Source organism: Streptomyces sp. 2323.1 (assembly GCF_900221035.1).
GTDB classification, from domain to species: Bacteria; Actinomycetota; Actinomycetes; order Streptomycetales; family Streptomycetaceae; genus Streptomyces; species Streptomyces sioyaensis.
In genome coordinates, this window is the sequence record NZ_LT907981.1 from 1,660,303 (window position 1) to 1,678,201 (window position 17,899).

The following is a 17,899-nucleotide window of genomic DNA, read 5'->3' on the forward strand; positions in this document are numbered from 1 at the left end:
TCCTTACCGTATCGGGCATGGCAGCCACCACTCACACCGTCACGAACCAGCCCCCGCCGCTGGTCGGATACAACGTCTTCGGGAGCGACCCGGTCCTCACCGAGGGCATCACCCGGCACGTCGCCGACGCCCGGCTCGACGAGGTACGCGAGGAGCTGAACACCCTGGGACGGGCGGCCGGCTCCGTGCACGCCCGGCAGTGGGGCGAGCAGGCCAATGACTGTCCGCCGGTCCTGCGCACCCATGACCGCTACGGCCACCGCATCGACGAGGTCGAGTTCCACCCGGCCTGGCACCGGTTGCTCGGCCACGCCGTCACGGCCGGGCTGACCGGCGCCTGGTCCCGGCCCGACGGCCATGTCCGGCGCACCGCCGGCTTCCTCGTGTGGACCCAGGCCGAGGCGGGGCACGGCTGCCCGCTGTCGATGACCCATGCGGCGGTGCCCACGCTGCGCGCCGAGCCGGAGCTGGCGGCCGAGTGGGAGCCGCTGCTGACCTCGCAGGTGTACGACCGGGAGCTGCGGCCGGTCGCCGAGAAGGGCGGTGCGCTGGCCGGGATGGCCATGACGGAGAAGCAGGGCGGCAGCGACGTACGGGCCAACACCACCCGCGCCGAACCCCTGGCCGCACCCGGCGAATACGTCCTGACCGGGCACAAGTGGTTCTGTTCGGCGCCGATGTCGGACGCCTTCCTGGTACTGGCCCAGGCGCCGGGAGGGCTCACCTGCTTTCTGCTGCCCCGGGTGCTGCCGGACGGCAGCCGGAACGCCTTTCGCATCCAGCGCCTCAAGGACAAGCTCGGCAACCGCTCGAACGCCTCGGCGGAGGTGGAGTTCGACGGGCAGACCTGGGCCCGCCGGGTCGGCGAGGAGGGGCGCGGGGTGGCCACCATCATCGAGATGGTCACGGCCACCCGGCTGGACTGCGTCACCGCGTCGGCGGCGGTGATGCGGCAGGCGGTGGCACAGGCGGTGCACCACACCGCCTACCGGGAGGCGTTCGGCGGCCGGCTGATCGACAAGCCGCTGATGCGCAATGTGCTGGCCGATCTGGCGCTGGAGTCGGAGGCGGCGTCCACCCTCGCGCTGCGGCTGGCGGCGGCGTACGACGGCGACACCGAGCAGGACCGGAACTTTCTGCGGCTGGCGGTGCCGGCGGCGAAGTACTGGGTGACCAAGCGCTGCACGCCGGTGGTGGCCGAGGCGCTGGAGTGCCTGGGCGGCAACGGCTATGTGGAGGAGTCGGGGCTGCCCCGGCTGCTGCGCGAGGCGCCGCTCAACTCGATCTGGGAGGGCGCCGGCAACGTCCAGGCGCTGGACGTGCTGCGGGCCCTGCAGCGCGAACCCGACGCGCTGAACGCGTTCCTGACCGAGATCGGGACGGCGCGGGGCGCGGACCACCGGCTGGACCGGGCGATCCGGGCGATGCTCACCGAACTCGCCGATCTGGAGGGCATCGAGGCCCGGGCCCGGCGGCTGGTGGAGCGGATGGCGACGGTGCTCCAGGGGTCGCTGCTGGTGCGCCACGCACCGCCCGAGGTCGCGGATGCGTTCTGTGCCTCCCGGCTCGGCGGCGATGCGGGGGCGGCGTTCGGGACGCTGCCGCACACGCTGGACCTCGCGACGGTGGTGGAGCGGGCCCGGCCGGAGATCGACGACTGCCCGCCGGACTGAGCCGGCGCCGCGGGGGTCGGGGAGCGGTGCCGCGCCGACTCGGCACCGCTCCCGGTCTCAGGGGCCGCCGGCCGGCCAGTCCGGCGGGTCCTCGGTGCGGCCGCGCAGCACCGCGTCGACCGCCACGATGAGGTCACCGTCCGGTGCGTCCGGCGGGAAGTCGGCCAGCATCCCGCGCGCCTCGTAGTAGCGCAGCACCCGGCGGGCCTCGTCCGCACCGGTCCAGTCCGCGCCGTGCAGCAGCACGACGAGGTCGGCGAAGGCCAGCGCGGGGCGCAGACCGCCGATGCCGCTCGCCCCGTCGAGGAGTTGCGGGGCGCTGTCGATGACATAGCCGCCGGGAGGCAGCGGCCGGCGGCTGAGCAGGAGGTCGGCCGCGGGCAGTCGGGGGATCCCGTAGTGGGCGGCCAGCCGGGCGGCGCGCGCGAGGCGCGCCCCCTCGTGCGCTCCGATCACCACGAGACGCGGGGCGGCGACCATGGTGAGCCCCCTCCCGCACCGTGCCGACGTCTCGCGGCGGCCGATGGCGTCCCCGGCGACAACCGGCGGGGTCTCCGACGGGTGACCGGCGAGCCCGCGGTGGCGAGGCGCCATCGGCCGCCGGCACCAGAGTCCCCCGTACACCTCAGGGGCCACAACGGTTGCAATGCGTTGCAGTGCGTTGCGACGGACCGGAACAATGGTCCTTCCAGGACGGCCTGATGACGGCTCGCTGGACACCGCCCACCGGAGTGCACAACGGAGAGCAGCGTGAGCGACAGACCGATCGACGGCGCCATCTGGTCGGACCGGGACGTCCGCGCCACCACCCGCCGCCTCGCCACGGTCCACGAGGCCGCGCTCGCGGGCGAGGCGACGGGCGGCGCTCCGCTCGCCGCCCCCCGCGCGGTGATCGGCGAATCCTGGCGCCGGGTGCTGGTCTCGGGTGGCGTGGACCCGGACCGCGATTCGCCGCAAACCCTGCTGTCGGTCGCGGAGTTGGAGCACCGTCGGCAGGTCTCCCAGCTGGCGGCGGTGCTGCCGGTGCTCCACGAGGGGCTGCTGCCGGCCGCCGACGCCGCGCAGCAGATCATGGTCGTCACCGATGCCGAGGGCCGGGTGCTGTGGCGCGAGGGCAGCGCGCCGGTCCGCCGGATGGCCGACCGGCTGGGCTTCGACAAGGGCGCCGACTGGCGGGAGGGCGTCGTCGGCACCAATGCCATCGGCACCGCGCTGGTGGCCCGCCGGCCCATACTGGTGCACTCCGCGGAGCACTTCGTCCGCAGCCATCACCAGTGGACGTGTGCCGCGGCGCCGCTCCACGACCCGCGCGACGGACGGCTGCTGGGCACGGTGGACCTCAGCGGTCCGGCGCCCTCCTTCCACCCCACGACGCTCTCCCTGGTGTCCGCGGTCGCCCGGCTCGCGGAGGGCGAGCTGCGCAGCCGCCACCAGCTGTCCCTGGAGCGGCTGCGGTCGAGCGCGGCGCCGGTGCTGGCGCGGCTCGGCGGGCGGGCGCTGGCCGTCGACTCGAACGGCTGGGTCGTAGGGGTCACGGGCCTGACACCGCCGGACCGGGTGGCGCTGCCCAAGGCGCCCCAGGCCGGGCCGCTGTGGCTGCCGCGGTACGGCAGCTGCGCGCTGGAGCCACTGCCGGGCGGCTGGCTGATCCGGGTCGGGGGGCAGGAGCGGGACGTGGGGCCGAGCCGGGTGCTGCTGGACGTCAGCGGCCGGGACGGCCCGACGGTGACCGTCAGCGGCCCGGCCGGCAGCTGGGCGCACGAGCTGACGCCGCGCCATGCCGAGCTGCTGTTCGTCCTCGCCGCGCATCCGCAGGGGCGCAGCGCCGCCGAACTCGCCCGGGACCTGTTCGGCGACGAGAACCGTACGGTCACGGTGCGGGCCGAACTCTCCCGCCTGCGCCGCCATCTCGCGAGCGTGCTGGCGCACCGGCCGTACCGCTTCGCGGACGGGGTGGAGGTCGAGCTCCGGCTGCCGGCGGCGCGGGCCCATCTGCTGCCGCAGTCGTCGGCGCCCGCGGTGGCGGCGGCGCGGCGGGGGTGACCGGGCGGCGCGGGGCGAGGATGAGCCGACGGCGCGGGCGGGGGTGACCGGACGGCGCCGGGCGGGGATGACCGGGTGGCGCGAGCCGGGGTGAGCCGACGGCGCGGGGCCGGGGCGGAAATTCGGGTGCGGACGCGCGTTCCCCTCTCCTAGGGTGGGCCGCACTCATACCGCAGCTCCCTCCAGAAGGACGTCGCAGAACGGGAGCAGCCCGCGCCATCGCGCGCGGAAAAGGACGAGTGGGCGACACCGAGATCCGTCATGCCCGCACGTCCTTCTGGAGGACCTCCATGTCCGTCGGCCTCGGCCTTCCCATCGGCGACCCCGCGCAGCTGCTCAGCTGGGCCCGGCGCGCCGAAGCCACCCCCTTCACCACGGTCGCCCTGCTCGACCGGCTGGTGTTCCACAACCCCGAACCGCTGATCACGCTGGCCACCTTGGCCGGCGCCACCTCCCGGATCCGCCTCCAGACCGAGGTGCTGCTCGCCCCGCTGCACCGTACGGCGCTGCTCGCCAAGCAGGCCGCCACCCTCGATCTGCTCTCCGGCTCCCGCTTCACCCTCGGCATCGGTATCGGCGGCCGCGACGACGACTATCTGGCCGCGGGCGTCGACCTGCGCACCCGCGGCCGGCGGCTGGACGCACAGATGGCGACCCTGCGGCGGCTCTGGTCGGGCGAGCCGCTCTCCGAGAAGGTCGCCCCGATCGGTCCGGCGCCCGCGCGGCCCGGTGGGCCCGAGGTGCTGTTCGGCGGCTTCGTGCCCGCCGCGATCGAGCGCGTCGCCCGCTGCGGCGACGGCTTCCTCGGCGCCGCGCTGCCGCCCGCGCACATGGACGGCATGTTCCGCGCCGTGGAGGAGGCGTGGTCACGGGCCGGGCGTACGGGCCGGCCGCGGCTGCTGGCCCAGGTCAATGTGGCGCTCGGCCCGCCGCCGGTCGTCGACCGCGCCCGCCGGGAACTGCACGCGTACTACCAGCCGAGCAGCCACACCGGGCATGTCGTCAACGGGCTGCTCACCACCGGGGCGCAGATCCGTGCGGCGGTGGCCGCGTACCGGGCGATCGGCGCGGACGAAGTGATGCTCTACTGCTGGTCCCCGGGCCCGGACCAGGTCGAGCGGCTGGCCGACGCGGTGTTCGGGACCGAGTAGCCGACACGTCGACCGCCCGTCGGGGCCGGACGACCGAAGAGCCGGCCGGCCGCCACCCGTTCGGCCGGCTGCGTTCGCCGCTGCCCCGCGGGCGCGCCTAGCCTGCCGACTGCGGACCGTGCACCGCGGGGCGCGCGGCCACGGGAGGTGAGCGATGAGCCCGGCAGGCCCGACCGAAGCGGCGGCCGCGGAACCGGCCGCCGCCCGCCGGCCCCGGTGGGGCGTGCTGGTCCTGGCCGGGCTGATCGGCCTCGGCATGGTGCGCCAGGGGCTGTCCGGCGAGGCGGACGGGCCGCCGCAGCCGGCGGCCGGCGGTGTGCTCTTCCCCGGCGACCTCCCGCCCACCGGCCCGGCGCCGCCCCCGCTGCCCCGTTCCGTGCCCTCCCGGGTGGCGATCGCGTCGATCGGGGTGTCGGCCCCGCTGATGCCGCTGGGCCTGGACGGGCACGGCTGGATCGAGGCGCCGCCGGCCGGGGAGCCGCAGCTGGCGGGCTGGTACGCGGATGCCCCGACGCCGGGGGAGAACGGCACCGCCGTCCTCGTCGGGCATGTCGACAGCGCCGCCGGGCCCGCGGTGTTCTACGGGCTGGGCGCCCTGGAGAAGGGCCGGTCGATCCGGGTGACCCGCAAGGACGGCCGGACTGCGGTCTTCGAGGTCTACGGGATCCAGGTCTTCGACAAGCACAAGTTCCCCGCCCGGAAGGTCTACGGCACCACCGGGCGCCCCGAACTGCGCGTGCTGACCTGCGGCGGCGCCTACGCGGCGGGCTCCGGCTACGCGGGCAATGTGGTGGTCTTCGCCCGGATGACGGGGACCGCGTAGGCAGGCCCGCGACCCGGCGGCGCCCCGGGATGAGCGGACATCTCATGATGCGGACGTAGGGCCCGGCCTGCCTCTCCGAGCCTTCCCCTGCCCCTCCCCCAATCCGTGGCCAGGGCCCGACCGGGTGTGATGTGCTGACGCCATGAGCCTCTCGGTCACCACGTGGTACCTCGAACAGACCTCGCGCGCCGACCTGACCCCCGTCCAGGGGCCGCCGCCCGAGCAGGGCGTCCGGATCGCCCGGTCCGAGGTGCCCTCGCCGGAGTTCAGCCGCTTCCTCTACACGGCGGTCGGCGGGGACGTCACCTGGACCGACCGGCTGGGCTGGCCGTACGCGCGGTGGGCGGAGTACCTCGGGCGGCCGGGCCTGGAGACCTGGGTGGCGTACGAGCGCGGCACCCCCGCCGGTTTCATCGAGCTGGAGGCGGGGCCGGACGGGTCCGTGGAGATCGTCTACTTCGGGCTCGTCCCGGCCTTCCGGGGGCGCCGGATCGGCGGGCTGCTGCTCTCGTACGGGATCGAGCGGGCCTGGGACCTCGCCGAGCGGTGGCCGAGGCAGGCCCCGACGAAGCGGGTGTGGGTGCACACGTGCAGCAAGGACGGCCGGCACGCGATGGCCAACTACCAGCGGCGCGGCTTCCGGCTGTACGACACCACGGTGACCGAGGAGCCCGACGTACCGGCCCCCGGCCCGTGGCCCGGGGCGGGGCCCACCACGGCCGGCGCGGCCGCCGGAGAGTGACGGACAGCACATTGTCTCGCGATGCGGGACAGAGTTGTCCATATTTTGGATGACGGTGGACTGGCCGGAGAACGGCGTGACAGGCTTCCGTCATGTCTCGAGCTGGAATTGCCTTGGTGAGTCGGCGGCACGTCGACCTCGGCCGCATGTCCAGCGCCATTTGTCGGGCGGGCTGAGGTCGCATTCACCAGGGCCTTCGGCCCTTGGCAGCACTCAGCACCACCGATCCTCCGCCCCTCGTCCCCGCCGTCGCGGACGCCCTGACACCCCCTGCCCCGCAGGCCTCACCGACGCGTTGCCACGCGCCGCTCTTCGGTGTGTCTGCGCAGGTCATGCCGGGTGTCCGGCATCCCCGTCCGCCTCCTTGAGCCCGCCCAGAAGGACAGACATCCATGGCCGCCACCCCGGAATCGACCGCAGCTGCCACGACCCGCCGCAAGGCCGGCCGCCACCGCGGCGAGGGCCAATGGGCCGTGGGGCACTTCACTCCGCTCAACGGCAACGAGCAGTTCAAGAAGGACGACGACGGTCTCAATGTGCGGACACGCATTGAGACGATCTACTCCAAGGCCGGCTTCGACTCCATCGACCCCAACGACCTGCGCGGGCGGATGCGTTGGTGGGGCCTGTACACCCAGCGCAAGCCCGGGATCGACGGCGGCAAGACCGCGATCCTGGAGCCGGAGGAGCTGGAGGACAAGTACTTCATGCTGCGGGTCCGCGTCGACGGCGGACGGCTGAGCGTGGCCCAGCTGCGCGTCATCGGCGAGATCTCCGAGCAGTACGCCCGCGGCACCGCGGACATCACCGACCGGCAGAACATCCAGCTGCACTGGATACGCATCGAGGACGTCCCCGCCATCTGGGAGAAGCTGGAGGCCGTCGGGCTCTCCACGACCGAGGCCTGCGGCGACTGCCCGCGAGTGATCATCGGCTCCCCGGTGGCCGGCATCGCGGCGGACGAGATCATCGACGGCACCCCGGCCGTCGACGAGATCCACGAGCGCTACATCGGCAGCAAGGAATTCTCCAACCTGCCGCGGAAGTTCAAGACGGCGATCTCCGGTTCGCCCGTCCAGGACGTGGTGCACGAGATCAACGACGTGGCTTTCGTCGGTGTCGTCCACCCCGAGCACGGCCCCGGCTTCGACCTCTGGGTCGGCGGCGGCCTGTCCACCAACCCCAAGCTCGCCCAGCGCCTGGGCACCTGGGTGCCGCTGGACGAGGTCGCGGACGTGTGGGCCGGTGTCGTCGGCATCTTCCGTGACTACGGCTACCGCCGGCTGCGCAACCGCGCCCGGCTGAAGTTCCTGATGGCCGACTGGGGCCCGGAGAAGTTCCGCCAGGTGCTGGAGGACGAGTACCTGGAGCGCAAGCTGGTCGACGGCCCGGCGCCCGAAGAGCCGGTCTCCACGTGGCGCGACCACATCGGTGTGCACCGGCAGCAGGACGGCCGCTTCTACGTGGGCTTCGCCCCGCGCGTCGGCCGGGTCGACGGCACCACCCTCACCAAGATCGCCGAACTCGCCGCCGCGCACGGCTCCGACCGGCTGCGCACCACCGTCGAGCAGAAGCTGATCATCCTCGACGTCGAGCAGGACCAGGTCGACGCGCTGGTCGCCGGGCTGGAGGCACTGGACTTCCAGGTCACCCCCTCGCCGTTCCGGCGCGGCACGATGGCCTGCACCGGCATCGAGTTCTGCAAGCTCGCCATCGTCGAGACCAAGGGCCGCGGCGCCTGGCTCATCGACGAACTGGAGCGCCGGATGCCGGACTTCCAGGAGCCGGTCACCATCAACCTCAACGGCTGCCCCAACGCCTGCGCCCGGATCCAGGTCGCGGACATCGGCCTCAAGGGCCAGCTGGTCCTGGACGCCGACGGCAACCAGGTCGAGGGCTACCAGGTGCACCTGGGCGGCGCGCTGGCCCTGGAGGCCGGCTTCGGCCGCAAGGTCCGCGGACTGAAGGTCACCGCCGAGGAGCTCCCCGACTACGTCGAGCGGGTGCTGCGCAATTTCGAGGCGCAGCGCGAGGAGGGCGAGCGGTTCGCCCAGTGGGCGGCCCGTGCGGAAGAAGGTGCGCTGAAGTGAGTGAACGCGCGGCGCCGTTCTACTGCCCCTACTGCGGGGACGAGGACCTCCAGCCTTCCGAGGAGGGACACGGTGCGTGGGAATGCCGGTCGTGCAGCCGGGCGTTCCGGCTGAAGTTCCTGGGCCTGCTGGCCCCGGGAGCCACCGACCTCTCCCCTTCCGCTTCCGACGGAGGTACGCCGTGACCACCGCTACCGACCTTCAGCAGCTCGCCGAGCAGGCGGGCCGCGACCTGGAGGACGCGTCCGCCCTGGAGATCCTCAAGTGGGCCGCCGAGACCTTCGGTCCGCGCTTCTGTGTCACCTCCTCCATGGAGGACGCGGTCGTCGCGCACCTGGCCTCGCGGGCCTTCCCGGGGGTGGACGTGGTCTTCCTGGACACCGGCTACCACTTCCCGGAGACCATCGGGACGCGGGACGCGGTCGCCGAGGTGATGGACGTCAACGTCATCACGCTGACCCCGCGGCAGACCGTGGCCGAGCAGGACGCCGAGTACGGCCCGAAGCTGCACGACCGCAACCCCGACCTGTGCTGCGCCCTGCGCAAGGTCCAGCCCCTCGAAGAGGGCCTGACCGGCTACGACGCCTGGGCGACGGGCCTGCGCCGGGACGAGTCGCCGACCCGGGCGGGCACCCCGGTCGTCGGCTGGGACCCCAAGCGGCAGAAGGTGAAGATCTCGCCGATCGCCCGCTGGACGCAGGCCGAGGTGGATGCGTACGTGGCCGAGCACGGGGTGCTCACCAATCCGCTGCTGATGGACGGCTACGCCTCCGTCGGCTGTGCGCCCTGCACCCGCCGGGTGCTGGAGGGCGAGGACGCCAGGGCCGGCCGCTGGGCCGGCAGCAACAAGACCGAGTGCGGGCTGCACGGATGACGGACCATCAGGAGATAGCCATGACGGGCGCCACGATCTGGCTGACCGGTCTGCCGAGCGCGGGCAAGACGACCCTCGCGCACGAGCTGGCCGGCCGGCTGCGCGGCGAGGGCCACCGGGTCGAGGTGCTCGACGGCGACGAGATCCGCGAGTTCCTCTCCGCGGGGCTCGGCTTCAGCCGCGAGGACCGGCACACCAACGTCCAGCGGATCGGCTTCGTGGCCGAGCTGCTGGCGAGCAACGGCGTCAAGGCGCTGGTGCCGGTGATCGCGCCGTATGCGGACAGCCGCGAGGCGGTGCGCAAGCGTCACCAGAGCGAGGGCACCGCCTACCTGGAGGTGCATGTGGCCACCCCCGTCGAGGTGTGCTCCGAGCGCGATGTGAAGGGGCTGTACGCCAAGCAGGCGGCCGGCGAGATCTCCGGGCTGACCGGCGTGGACGACCCGTACGAGGCCCCCGAATCGCCCGATCTGCGCATCGAGTCGCACACCCAGACCGTGCAGGAGTCCGCTGCGGCGCTGCACACGCTGCTCACCGAGAGGGGACTGGCATGACGACGGCAACGGCCCGCACCGGGACCGGCCCGAACGCGGAGGGCGACGATTCCCCGTACGCGCTCTCGCACCTGGACGCCCTGGAGTCCGAGGGCGTGCACATCTTCCGCGAGGTGGCGGGCGAGTTCGAGCGGCCGGTGATCCTGTTCTCCGGCGGCAAGGACTCCATCGTCATGCTGCACCTCGCGCTGAAGGCGTTCGCGCCGGCCGCGGTGCCGTTCTCGCTGCTGCACGTCGACACCGGGCACAACTTCCCCGAGGTGCTCGACTACCGCGACCGCACCGTCGAGCGGCACGGGCTGCGGCTGCACGTCGCCTCCGTGCAGGACTTCATCGACCGCGGTGAGCTGCGCGAGCGCCCGGACGGCACCCGTAACCCGCTGCAGACCGTCCCGCTGCTGGACGCCATCGAGAAGAACCGCTTCGACGCGGTCTTCGGCGGCGGCCGCCGGGACGAGGAGAAGGCGCGCGCCAAGGAGCGGGTGTTCTCGCTGCGCGACGAGTTCGGCGGCTGGGACCCGCGCCGGCAGCGCCCCGAGCTGTGGCAGCTCTACAACGGCAAGCACTCCCCCGGCGAGCACGTCCGGGTCTTCCCGCTGTCCAACTGGACCGAGCTGGACGTGTGGCAGTACATCGCCCGCGAGAAGATCGAACTGCCCGCCATCTACTACGCCCACGAGCGCGAGGTCTTCGGCCGCAGCGGCATGTGGCTGGCGCCCGGTGAGTGGGGCGGCCCCAAGGACGGCGAGACCCTGGAGACCCGGCAGGTGCGTTACCGCACCGTCGGCGACATGTCCTGCACCGGTGCCGTCGACTCCGACGCGGACACCATCGAGGCCGTCATCGCGGAGATCGCCGCGTCCCGGCTCACCGAACGGGGTGCGACCAGGGCCGACGACAAGATGTCCGAGGCCGCCATGGAGGACCGCAAGCGCGAGGGGTACTTCTAACCATGAGCACGACCCATGCTGTTGAAGGCGTCGTTGACGCGGGTGCCACCTCGCTGCTGCGGTTCGCCACCGCCGGATCCGTCGACGACGGCAAGTCGACGCTGGTGGGCCGGCTGCTGCACGACTCCAAGTCGGTGCTCGCCGACCAGCTGGAGGCCGTCGAGCGCGCCTCCCTGGGCCGCGGGCAGGAGGCGCCCGACCTGGCGCTGCTGACCGACGGGCTGCGCGCCGAGCGCGAGCAGGGCATCACCATCGACGTCGCCTACCGCTACTTCGCCACCCCGCGGCGCCGGTTCATCCTGGCGGACACCCCCGGGCACGTGCAGTACACCCGCAACATGGTCACCGGCGCCTCCACCGCCGAACTGGCCGTGGTGCTGGTCGACGCCCGTAACGGCGTGGTCGAGCAGACCCGCCGGCACGCCGCGGTCGCCGCCCTGCTGCGGGTCCCGCACGTGGTGCTGGCCGTCAACAAGATGGACCTGGTCGACTACGCCGAGCCCGTCTTCGCCGCCATCGCCGAGGAGTTCACGACGTACGCGGCCTCGCTGGGCGTCCCGGAGATCACCGCGATCCCGATCTCGGCGCTGGCCGGCGACAACGTCGTGTCCCCGTCGTCCCACATGGACTGGTACGGCGGCCCGACCGTGCTGGAGCACCTGGAGACCGTGCCGGTCGTCACCGACCCCTCGAACGACCCCGGCCGTTTCCCGGTCCAGTACGTCATCCGTCCGCAGACCGCGGAGCACCCCGACTACCGAGGCTACGCGGGCCAGATCGCCTCCGGTGTGCTGCGCGTCGGCGACGCCGTCACCGTGCTCCCCTCGGGACGTACGAGCACCATCGAGGCGATCGACGCGCTCGGCCAGGCCGTGGACACCGCTTGGGCGCCGCAGTCGGTGACCGTCCGGCTCAGCGATGACCTGGACATCTCGCGCGGTGACCTGATCGCCCCGACGGCCACCGCGCCGGCCGTCTCGCAGGACATCGAGGCGACCATCTGCCATGTGGCGGACCGTCCGCTGAAGGTCGGCGACCGGGTGCTGCTCAAGCACACCACCCGCACGGTCAAGGCGATCGTCAAGGACATCCCGTCCCGGCTGACGCTGGACGACCTCTCCCAGCACCCGGCGCCCGGTGAGCTGGTCGCCAACGACATCGGCCGGATCGTCGTGCGCACCGCCGAGCCGCTGCCCCTGGACGCCTACGCCGACTCCCGCCGCACCGGCTCGTTCCTGCTGATCGACCCGGCGGACGGGACGACGCTGACCGCGGGCATGGCGGGCCACGCCTTCGCGCAGGCGGCGGCCGAGGCCGCGCAGGCCGACGGCACCGACGACGAGGGATGGGACTTCTGAGCATGATCCAGGACGTGTTCTCGACCTTCGCGATCGAGGGCGGCCGCATCGGCAGCGGCGCCCTGGGCAGCGGGCAGGGCGGAGTCGGCCGATGTGTGCGCTGACGATGTCTCCCTCCGCTCTCCCCTCACCCTGCTACCGAAGATCCGTCGATCTGCCGGGCGTGCCATAGGGGCACACCGACCCGGCCCTCCGAGAGGAACACCTTCCGTGTCTGCCGTTCGTCACCGCCTGCTGGCGGCCGCCGTCACCGTCCCGCTCCTGGCCGGAGCGCTGGGCGCCTGCGGCTACGGTTCCGAGGCCAAGAAGGACACCGCGGCCGGGGTCGCCCCCAAGGGCCCCAAGACCGATGGGCTCGATCACGTGACGATCGGGCTCTTCGGCAACACCACGCACGCCACCCCCCTGATCGGCCTCCAGACCGGCCGGTTCCAGAAGGAGCTGGGCGGCACGGAGGTGAAGTCCTCCGTCTTCAACGCGGGCCCCGCCGAGATCGAGGCGCTCAACTCGGGCGCCATCGACATCGGCTGGATCGGCCCCTCCCCCGCCATCAACGGCTACGCCAAGTCGCACGGCAAGAGCCTGAAGATCATCGGGGGTTCGGCCTCCGGCGGGGTGTCGCTGGTGGTCAACCCCAAGAAGATCAAGAGCCTGAACGATCTCAAGGGCAAGACGCTCGCGACCCCGCAGCTGGGCAACACCCAGGACGTCGCGCTGCTGAACTACCTGGCCGGCAAGGGCTACAAGGTCGACCCGACCACCGGCAAGGGTGACGTCACCGTCCAGCGCACCGACAACAAGGTGACGCCCACCGCCTTCCAGCAGGGCTCCATCGACGGCGCCTGGGTGCCCGAGCCCACCGCTTCCAAGCTCGTCGCCGAGGGCGGCAAGACGCTCCTGGACGAGAAGAAGCTGTGGAAGGACGGGAAGTTCGTCATCACGAACATGATCGTCTCGCAGAAGTTCCTCAAGGAGCACCCGAAGGCCGTCGAGGCGGTGCTGCGGGCCTCGGTGCAGACCAACGCCTGGATCCGCTCGCACCCGGCCGAGGCGAAGAAGGCCCTGAACGACAAGCTCGCCTCCTCGGACGTGGCCGGCAAGGCGCTGCCCGCGAACGTCCTCGACCCGGCGTTCGAGCATGTCGACATCACCGATGACCCGCTGGCCGCCACGCTCCAGCAGGAGGCGGACCACGCGGTCGCGGCGGGCCTGCTGAAGAAGCCCGACCTCAAGGGCATCTACGACCTCACGCTGCTGAACAAGGTGCTCCGGTCCGAGGGCAAGCAGCCGGTCGACGACGCCGGACTCGGCAGCAAGTAGCCCGCAGCAGCACTCCCCCAGGAGGTGACACCGATGACGACCACCACGCTCACCAAGCAGCCCGCCACGGCGGACACGGGCACCACCGTGCCGTACGCGGCTCGCATCGACCATGTCTCGAAGTCGTTCGGCCGCACCGGCGCACAGCAGCATGTCCTGGAGGACATCAGCATCGATGTGGCGCCCGGCGAATTCGTCTGCCTCCTGGGGGCCTCGGGCTGCGGGAAGTCCACCCTGCTCAACCTGGTGGCCGGCCTCGACGCCCCGTCCGCCGGCGCCATCGAGACGCCGGGCGGCCGGCCGGCGCTGATGTTCCAGGAACATGCGCTGTTCCCGTGGCTGACCGCGGGCCGCAACATCGAACTGGCGCTGCGGCTGCGCGGGGTGCCGCGCGCGGAGCGCCGGGACGAGGCCGAGCGGCTGCTGGAACTCGTCCGGCTCAAGGGTGCGCACGGCAAGCGGGTGCACGAGCTGTCGGGCGGGATGCGCCAGCGCGTCGCGATGGCCCGGGCGCTCGCGCAGGACAGCCAGCTGCTGCTGATGGACGAGCCGTTCGCCGCGCTCGACGCGATCACCCGCGATGTGCTGCACGACGAACTGACCCGCATCTGGCGCGAGACGAACCTGTCCGTCCTCTTCGTCACCCACAACGTCCGCGAGGCCGTACGGCTCGCCGAGCGGGTGGTGCTGCTGTCCTCCCGTCCGGGCCGGATCGCCCGCGAGTGGCAGGTCGACATCCCGCAGCCGCGCCGCATCGAGGACGCCGCGGTCGCCGACCTTTCCATCGAGATCACCGAACAGCTCCGGGGGGAGATCCGCCGACATGGCCAGCACTGACACCGACGAACCCGCCGCACCCGCCGCGCCCACCGCCCGGGACGGCGAGGAGCCCTCGGCCACCACCACCGACGCCGGTGACCTCGCCGGTCTGGAGGCCGGGCTCGACGCCCTCGAATCCCGGGTCGTCGCCCGGCAGCCGTGGCTGCGGGCCGCCGCCGCCAAGGCGCTGCCGCCCGTCATCGCCATCGTCATCGTGCTCGGCCTGTGGCAGCTCGCCTACCACTTCGCGCTGAAGCCGCACTACCTGCTGCCCAGCCCGCTGGACGTCTTCGGCTCACTGAAGCAGAAGTGGCTGGAGGGCACTCTGCTGAGCTTTGTGTGGACCAGCGTCTCGCGTGGCGCCCTGGGCTTTGTGACCTCGGTCGCCCTCGGTACGGTGCTCGGCCTGGTCGTCGCCCGGGTCAAGGCCGTTCGGGCCGCGATCGGGCCGATCCTGAGCGGTCTGCAGTCGCTGCCCTCGGTGGCCTGGGTCCCGGCCGCGATCATCTGGTTCGGGCTGAGCGACGCCACGATCTACGCGGTGGTGCTGCTCGGTGCGGTCCCGTCGATCGCCAACGGCCTGGTGGCGGGCGTCGACCAGATCTCCCCGCTCTATCTGCGGGCCGGCCGCACCATCGGCGCGACCGGTCTCACCGGGGTACGGCATGTGCTGCTGCCGGCCGCGCTGCCCGGCTACATCGCCGGACTCAAGCAGGGCTGGGCGTTCTCCTGGCGTTCCCTGATGGCCGCCGAACTCATCGTCAACGCACCCGATCTGGGCACCGGCCTGGGCCAGCTGCTGGAACAGGGCCGCGAACTCCAGGACATGTCCTGGGTGCTCGCCGCGATCCTGCTGATCCTGATCGTCGGCATCGGCATCGAGCTGCTGATCTTCGCCCCGATCGAGCGCCGGGTGCTGCGCAGCCGCGGCCTCCTCGTCAAGAGCTGACCCATGGACGCACGCCCCACGCTTCTCGTCATCGCCCACGGCAGCCGCGACCCGCGGCACGCGGCGACCGTCTCCGCGCTCTGCGCACGGGTCCGGGCGCTGCGGCCCGGGCTGCGCGTCGAGGTCGGCTATCTCGACTTCCATGCGCCCCGGGTGCCGCGGGTGCTGGAGCGACTGGCGGACGAGACGGCGGGGCGGCGCGCGGGGACGGCGTCCGGGCGCGTACGGGACGTGGTGGCGCTGCCGCTCCTCCTGACCCGCGCCTTCCACGCGAAGTCCGATATCCCGGCGGTACTGCACGAAGCCGCCGCCCGGCTGCCCCGGCTGGCCGTGCACCAGGCCGAGGTGCTCGGCCCGTCCGCCCTGCTGACCGCCGCGCTGGAGCGCCGGCTGGCGCAGGCCGGGGTGCGGCCCGGCGACCGCCGCTCGACCGGGGTCGTGCTGGCCTCGGCGGGCTCTTCCGACCCGGAGGCGATCGCAGTGATCGCTGAAATCGCGCGGGAGTGGCGGCGCACCACTGGTTGGTGCGCCGTGCGACCTGCGTTCGCCTCCGCATCTCTGCCCCGCACGGCCGATGCCGTGCGGGAGCTGCGCGCCGAGGGCGTCGAGCGGGTGGCCGTCGCCCCGTACGTCATCGCGCCCGGCTTCCTGCCGGACCGCATCGCCGCCGGGGCCCGCGAGGCCGGTGCCGATGTCCTGGCGCCGGTCCTCGGGGCCGCGCCCGAGCTGGCCCGGCTGCTGCTGCGGCGGTACGACGACGCGGTCGTGGCCCGGGCCCGCCGGGACCGGCCGGCGCTGAGCGCCTGACAGGTCCCCCGGGGCGCGGCGGTTCAGCGCGCGGTGCGCAACCAGACCGTGGTCCACGGCGGCAGTTGGCCGCCGGTGACCGGTGCGGAGGACAGCAGCAGCTCGCCGGCCGGCAGCGGCCGGGGCTCGTCCGACAGGTTGGCCACACACTCCCAGCCGCCCGAGCGGCGGAAGTGGAGTATGTCCGGGGCTGCGGTCGGTGCCTCGTCGGCCCATTCCAGCGCCTCGTCGGCGATCAGCCGGCGGCGGGTGGCCAGCGCCGCGCGGTACAGCTCCAGCGGCGAGGACGCCACGCCCTCCTGCGCTTCGACGGACCACTCGCCCCAGCCCGTGGGCTGCGGCAGCCACGCACCGCCGCTGCCGAACCCGTACGAGCTGCCCGCGCGCCGCCACGGCAGGGGCACCCGGCAGCCGTCCCGCCCCTTCAGCCGGCCCGCGCTGCGGGTCCACACCGGGTCCTGGAGGCTGTCGCGGCTCAGGTCGGCGACCTCGGGCAGTCCCAGTTCCTCGCCCTGGTAGAGGTAGCTCGAACCGGGCAGCGCCAGCATCAACAGGGTCGCGGCCAGCGCCCGGCGCAGCCCGAAGTCCCGCTCCAGCGGCAGCTCCTGGCCGTCGGAGAGCAGCCAGGCCTCCTCGTCATGGCCGTCCGGGAGGCCGTAGCGCGAGGCGTGCCGGATCACGTCGTGGTTGGAGAGCACCCAGGTGGCCGTCGCGCCGGCGGCCCGGGCGTCGGCGAGCGCGGTGTCGATGGAGGCGCGCAGCTCCGGCGCGTCCAGCTTCGCCTTCAGGAAGTCGAAGTTGAAGGCCTGCCCCAGCTCCTGGGGGGTGGCGTAGGCGGTGCGGCGGGAGTTGCGCACCCAGGCCTCGGCGACGGCGATACGGGGCGGGTCGTACTCGTTGAAGACCTTGCGCCACTCGCGGAAGATGTCATGGACCTCGTCCCGGTCCCAGAAGGGGTGGCTGCCGTCCTCCGGCAGATCCTCCGGCCGGTAGCTCTCCACGCCGCCGATGTCGCGCAGCGGTGCGGCCAGGTCCTTGGCGAGGCCGTGGGCCACATCGACCCGGAAGCCGTCGACGCCGCGGTCGGACCAGAAGCGCAGGGTCTGCCGGAAGTCGGCGCGGACCTCGGGGTTGTCCCAGTTGAAGTCGGGCTGCTCGGGGGCGAAGAGGTGGAGGTACCACCAGCCGTCGGGCAGCCGGCTCCAGGCCGGGCCGCCGAAGCAGGAGACCCAGTCGGTGGGCGGCTCCTCCCCCGACTCTCCCCGCCCCTCGCGGAACACGTAGCGCTCCCGGGCAGCCGAGCCGGGGGCGGCCCGCAACGCCTCCTGGAACCAGACGTGCTGGTCGGAAGAGTGGTTGGGCACGATGTCCACCATCACCTTGATGCCGAGGCGGTGGGCCTCGGCGACCATGGCGTCGAAGTCGTCGAGGGTGCCCAGACGGGGGTCCACGTCGCGGTAGTCGGCGACGTCATAGCCGCCGTCGGCCAGCTCTGAGGGGTAGAAGGGGCTCAGCCAGACGGCGTCCACGCCCAGGCCGGCGAGGTAGGGCAGCCGGGAGGTCACGCCGGGGAGGTCACCGAGACCGTCGCCGTCGGAGTCGGCGAAACTGCGCGGATACACCTGGTAGACGACGGCCTGCCGCCACCAGTCGGTGGTGTTGCTGTCGGAGCCGAGGTGCTGTGCGGTCACGTGGATACCCTTCGGTGCGGTTGCGGTTGCGGACCCGTGGCGGGATACGGCGCGG

At 72.8% G+C, this 17,899-nt stretch carries 18 protein-coding genes; 16 read left to right on the forward strand and 2 right to left on the reverse strand.

Features of this window, described 5'->3' with window-relative positions:
- Positions 1-17: 17 nt before the first annotated feature.
- On the forward strand, positions 18-1,673 hold the full coding sequence (locus CPH93_RS06535) for an acyl-CoA dehydrogenase family protein (RefSeq protein WP_096212246.1): 1,656 nt from the start codon (positions 18-20) through the stop codon (positions 1,671-1,673).
- A gap of 57 nt (positions 1,674-1,730) precedes the next feature.
- Here the strand turns inward: CPH93_RS06535 and CPH93_RS06540 are convergent, their stop codons facing one another.
- Positions 1,731-2,153 (reverse strand): hypothetical protein, encoded by a 423-nt coding sequence (locus CPH93_RS06540; protein WP_093486155.1) that lies wholly within the window; start codon positions 2,151-2,153, stop codon positions 1,731-1,733.
- A 270-nt stretch (positions 2,154-2,423) separates the two neighbouring features.
- Between CPH93_RS06540 and CPH93_RS06545 the strand changes: the two genes are divergently transcribed.
- The 15 genes from CPH93_RS06545 to CPH93_RS06610 all read left to right on the forward strand — a co-directional run bounded on the left by CPH93_RS06545 (position 2,424) and on the right by CPH93_RS06610 (position 16,153).
- Positions 2,424-3,716 carry a helix-turn-helix domain-containing protein gene (locus tag CPH93_RS06545; protein WP_096212247.1) on the forward strand — a complete coding sequence of 431 codons (1,293 nt, stop codon included), beginning with the start codon at positions 2,424-2,426 and terminating at the stop codon, positions 3,714-3,716.
- Positions 3,717-4,006: 290 nt separating this feature from the next.
- Positions 4,007-4,867, forward strand: coding sequence for an LLM class flavin-dependent oxidoreductase (locus tag CPH93_RS06550; RefSeq protein ID WP_096215332.1), 861 nt, complete (start codon positions 4,007-4,009; stop codon positions 4,865-4,867).
- Between the two features lie 154 nt (positions 4,868-5,021).
- Positions 5,022-5,690, forward strand: coding sequence for a class F sortase (locus CPH93_RS06555; RefSeq protein WP_096212248.1), 669 nt, complete (start codon positions 5,022-5,024; stop codon positions 5,688-5,690).
- A gap of 142 nt (positions 5,691-5,832) precedes the next feature.
- The gene (locus CPH93_RS06560; protein WP_096212249.1) at positions 5,833-6,432 is read left to right on the forward strand and encodes a GNAT family N-acetyltransferase; all 600 of its coding nucleotides are present in this window, start codon (positions 5,833-5,835) and stop codon (positions 6,430-6,432) included.
- 92 nt (positions 6,433-6,524) lie between these two features.
- Complete coding sequence (locus CPH93_RS37560; RefSeq protein ID WP_350257049.1) at positions 6,525-6,608, forward strand: putative leader peptide; 84 nt, start codon at positions 6,525-6,527, stop codon at positions 6,606-6,608.
- Positions 6,609-6,824: 216 nt separating this feature from the next.
- The gene (locus CPH93_RS06565; protein ID WP_096212250.1) at positions 6,825-8,522 is read left to right on the forward strand and encodes a nitrite/sulfite reductase; all 1,698 of its coding nucleotides are present in this window, start codon (positions 6,825-6,827) and stop codon (positions 8,520-8,522) included.
- Entirely contained in the window at positions 8,519-8,707 is a 189-nt protein-coding gene (locus tag CPH93_RS06570; protein ID WP_006602344.1) for a hypothetical protein, read from the forward strand. The genes CPH93_RS06565 and CPH93_RS06570 overlap by 4 nt, the downstream gene beginning before the upstream one ends.
- Positions 8,704-9,396 carry a phosphoadenylyl-sulfate reductase gene (locus tag CPH93_RS06575; protein ID WP_093486143.1) on the forward strand — a complete coding sequence of 231 codons (693 nt, stop codon included), beginning with the start codon at positions 8,704-8,706 and terminating at the stop codon, positions 9,394-9,396. The genes CPH93_RS06570 and CPH93_RS06575 overlap by 4 nt, the downstream gene beginning before the upstream one ends.
- Positions 9,397-9,416: 20 nt before the next feature.
- Entirely contained in the window at positions 9,417-9,950 is a 534-nt protein-coding gene (gene cysC, locus CPH93_RS06580; protein ID WP_006602346.1) for an adenylyl-sulfate kinase, read from the forward strand.
- Positions 9,947-10,900: a sulfate adenylyltransferase subunit CysD gene (cysD, locus tag CPH93_RS06585; RefSeq protein WP_093486141.1), complete on the forward strand. Its 954-nt coding sequence runs from the start codon at positions 9,947-9,949 to the stop codon at positions 10,898-10,900. The genes cysC and cysD overlap by 4 nt, the downstream gene beginning before the upstream one ends.
- A gap of 2 nt (positions 10,901-10,902) precedes the next feature.
- Positions 10,903-12,258 carry a sulfate adenylyltransferase subunit 1 gene (locus tag CPH93_RS06590; RefSeq protein ID WP_096212251.1) on the forward strand — a complete coding sequence of 452 codons (1,356 nt, stop codon included), beginning with the start codon at positions 10,903-10,905 and terminating at the stop codon, positions 12,256-12,258.
- Between the two features lie 210 nt (positions 12,259-12,468).
- On the forward strand, positions 12,469-13,578 hold the full coding sequence (locus CPH93_RS06595; protein ID WP_096212252.1) for an aliphatic sulfonate ABC transporter substrate-binding protein: 1,110 nt from the start codon (positions 12,469-12,471) through the stop codon (positions 13,576-13,578).
- Between the two features lie 33 nt (positions 13,579-13,611).
- On the forward strand, positions 13,612-14,415 hold the full coding sequence (locus CPH93_RS06600) for an ABC transporter ATP-binding protein (RefSeq protein WP_173909733.1): 804 nt from the start codon (positions 13,612-13,614) through the stop codon (positions 14,413-14,415).
- Complete coding sequence (locus CPH93_RS06605; RefSeq protein WP_096212254.1) at positions 14,402-15,346, forward strand: ABC transporter permease; 945 nt, start codon at positions 14,402-14,404, stop codon at positions 15,344-15,346. Before CPH93_RS06600 ends, CPH93_RS06605 begins: the two co-directional genes overlap by 14 nt.
- 3 nt (positions 15,347-15,349) lie before the next feature.
- Positions 15,350-16,153, forward strand: coding sequence for a sirohydrochlorin chelatase (locus CPH93_RS06610; protein ID WP_096212255.1), 804 nt, complete (start codon positions 15,350-15,352; stop codon positions 16,151-16,153).
- A 23-nt stretch (positions 16,154-16,176) separates the two neighbouring features.
- Here CPH93_RS06610 and CPH93_RS06615 read toward each other — a convergent pair whose 3' ends face one another.
- A complete protein-coding gene (locus CPH93_RS06615; RefSeq protein ID WP_096212256.1) occupies positions 16,177-17,844 on the reverse strand; it encodes a glycoside hydrolase family 13 protein in 1,668 nt (555 codons plus the stop codon).
- Between the last annotated feature and the right edge of the window lie 55 nt (positions 17,845-17,899).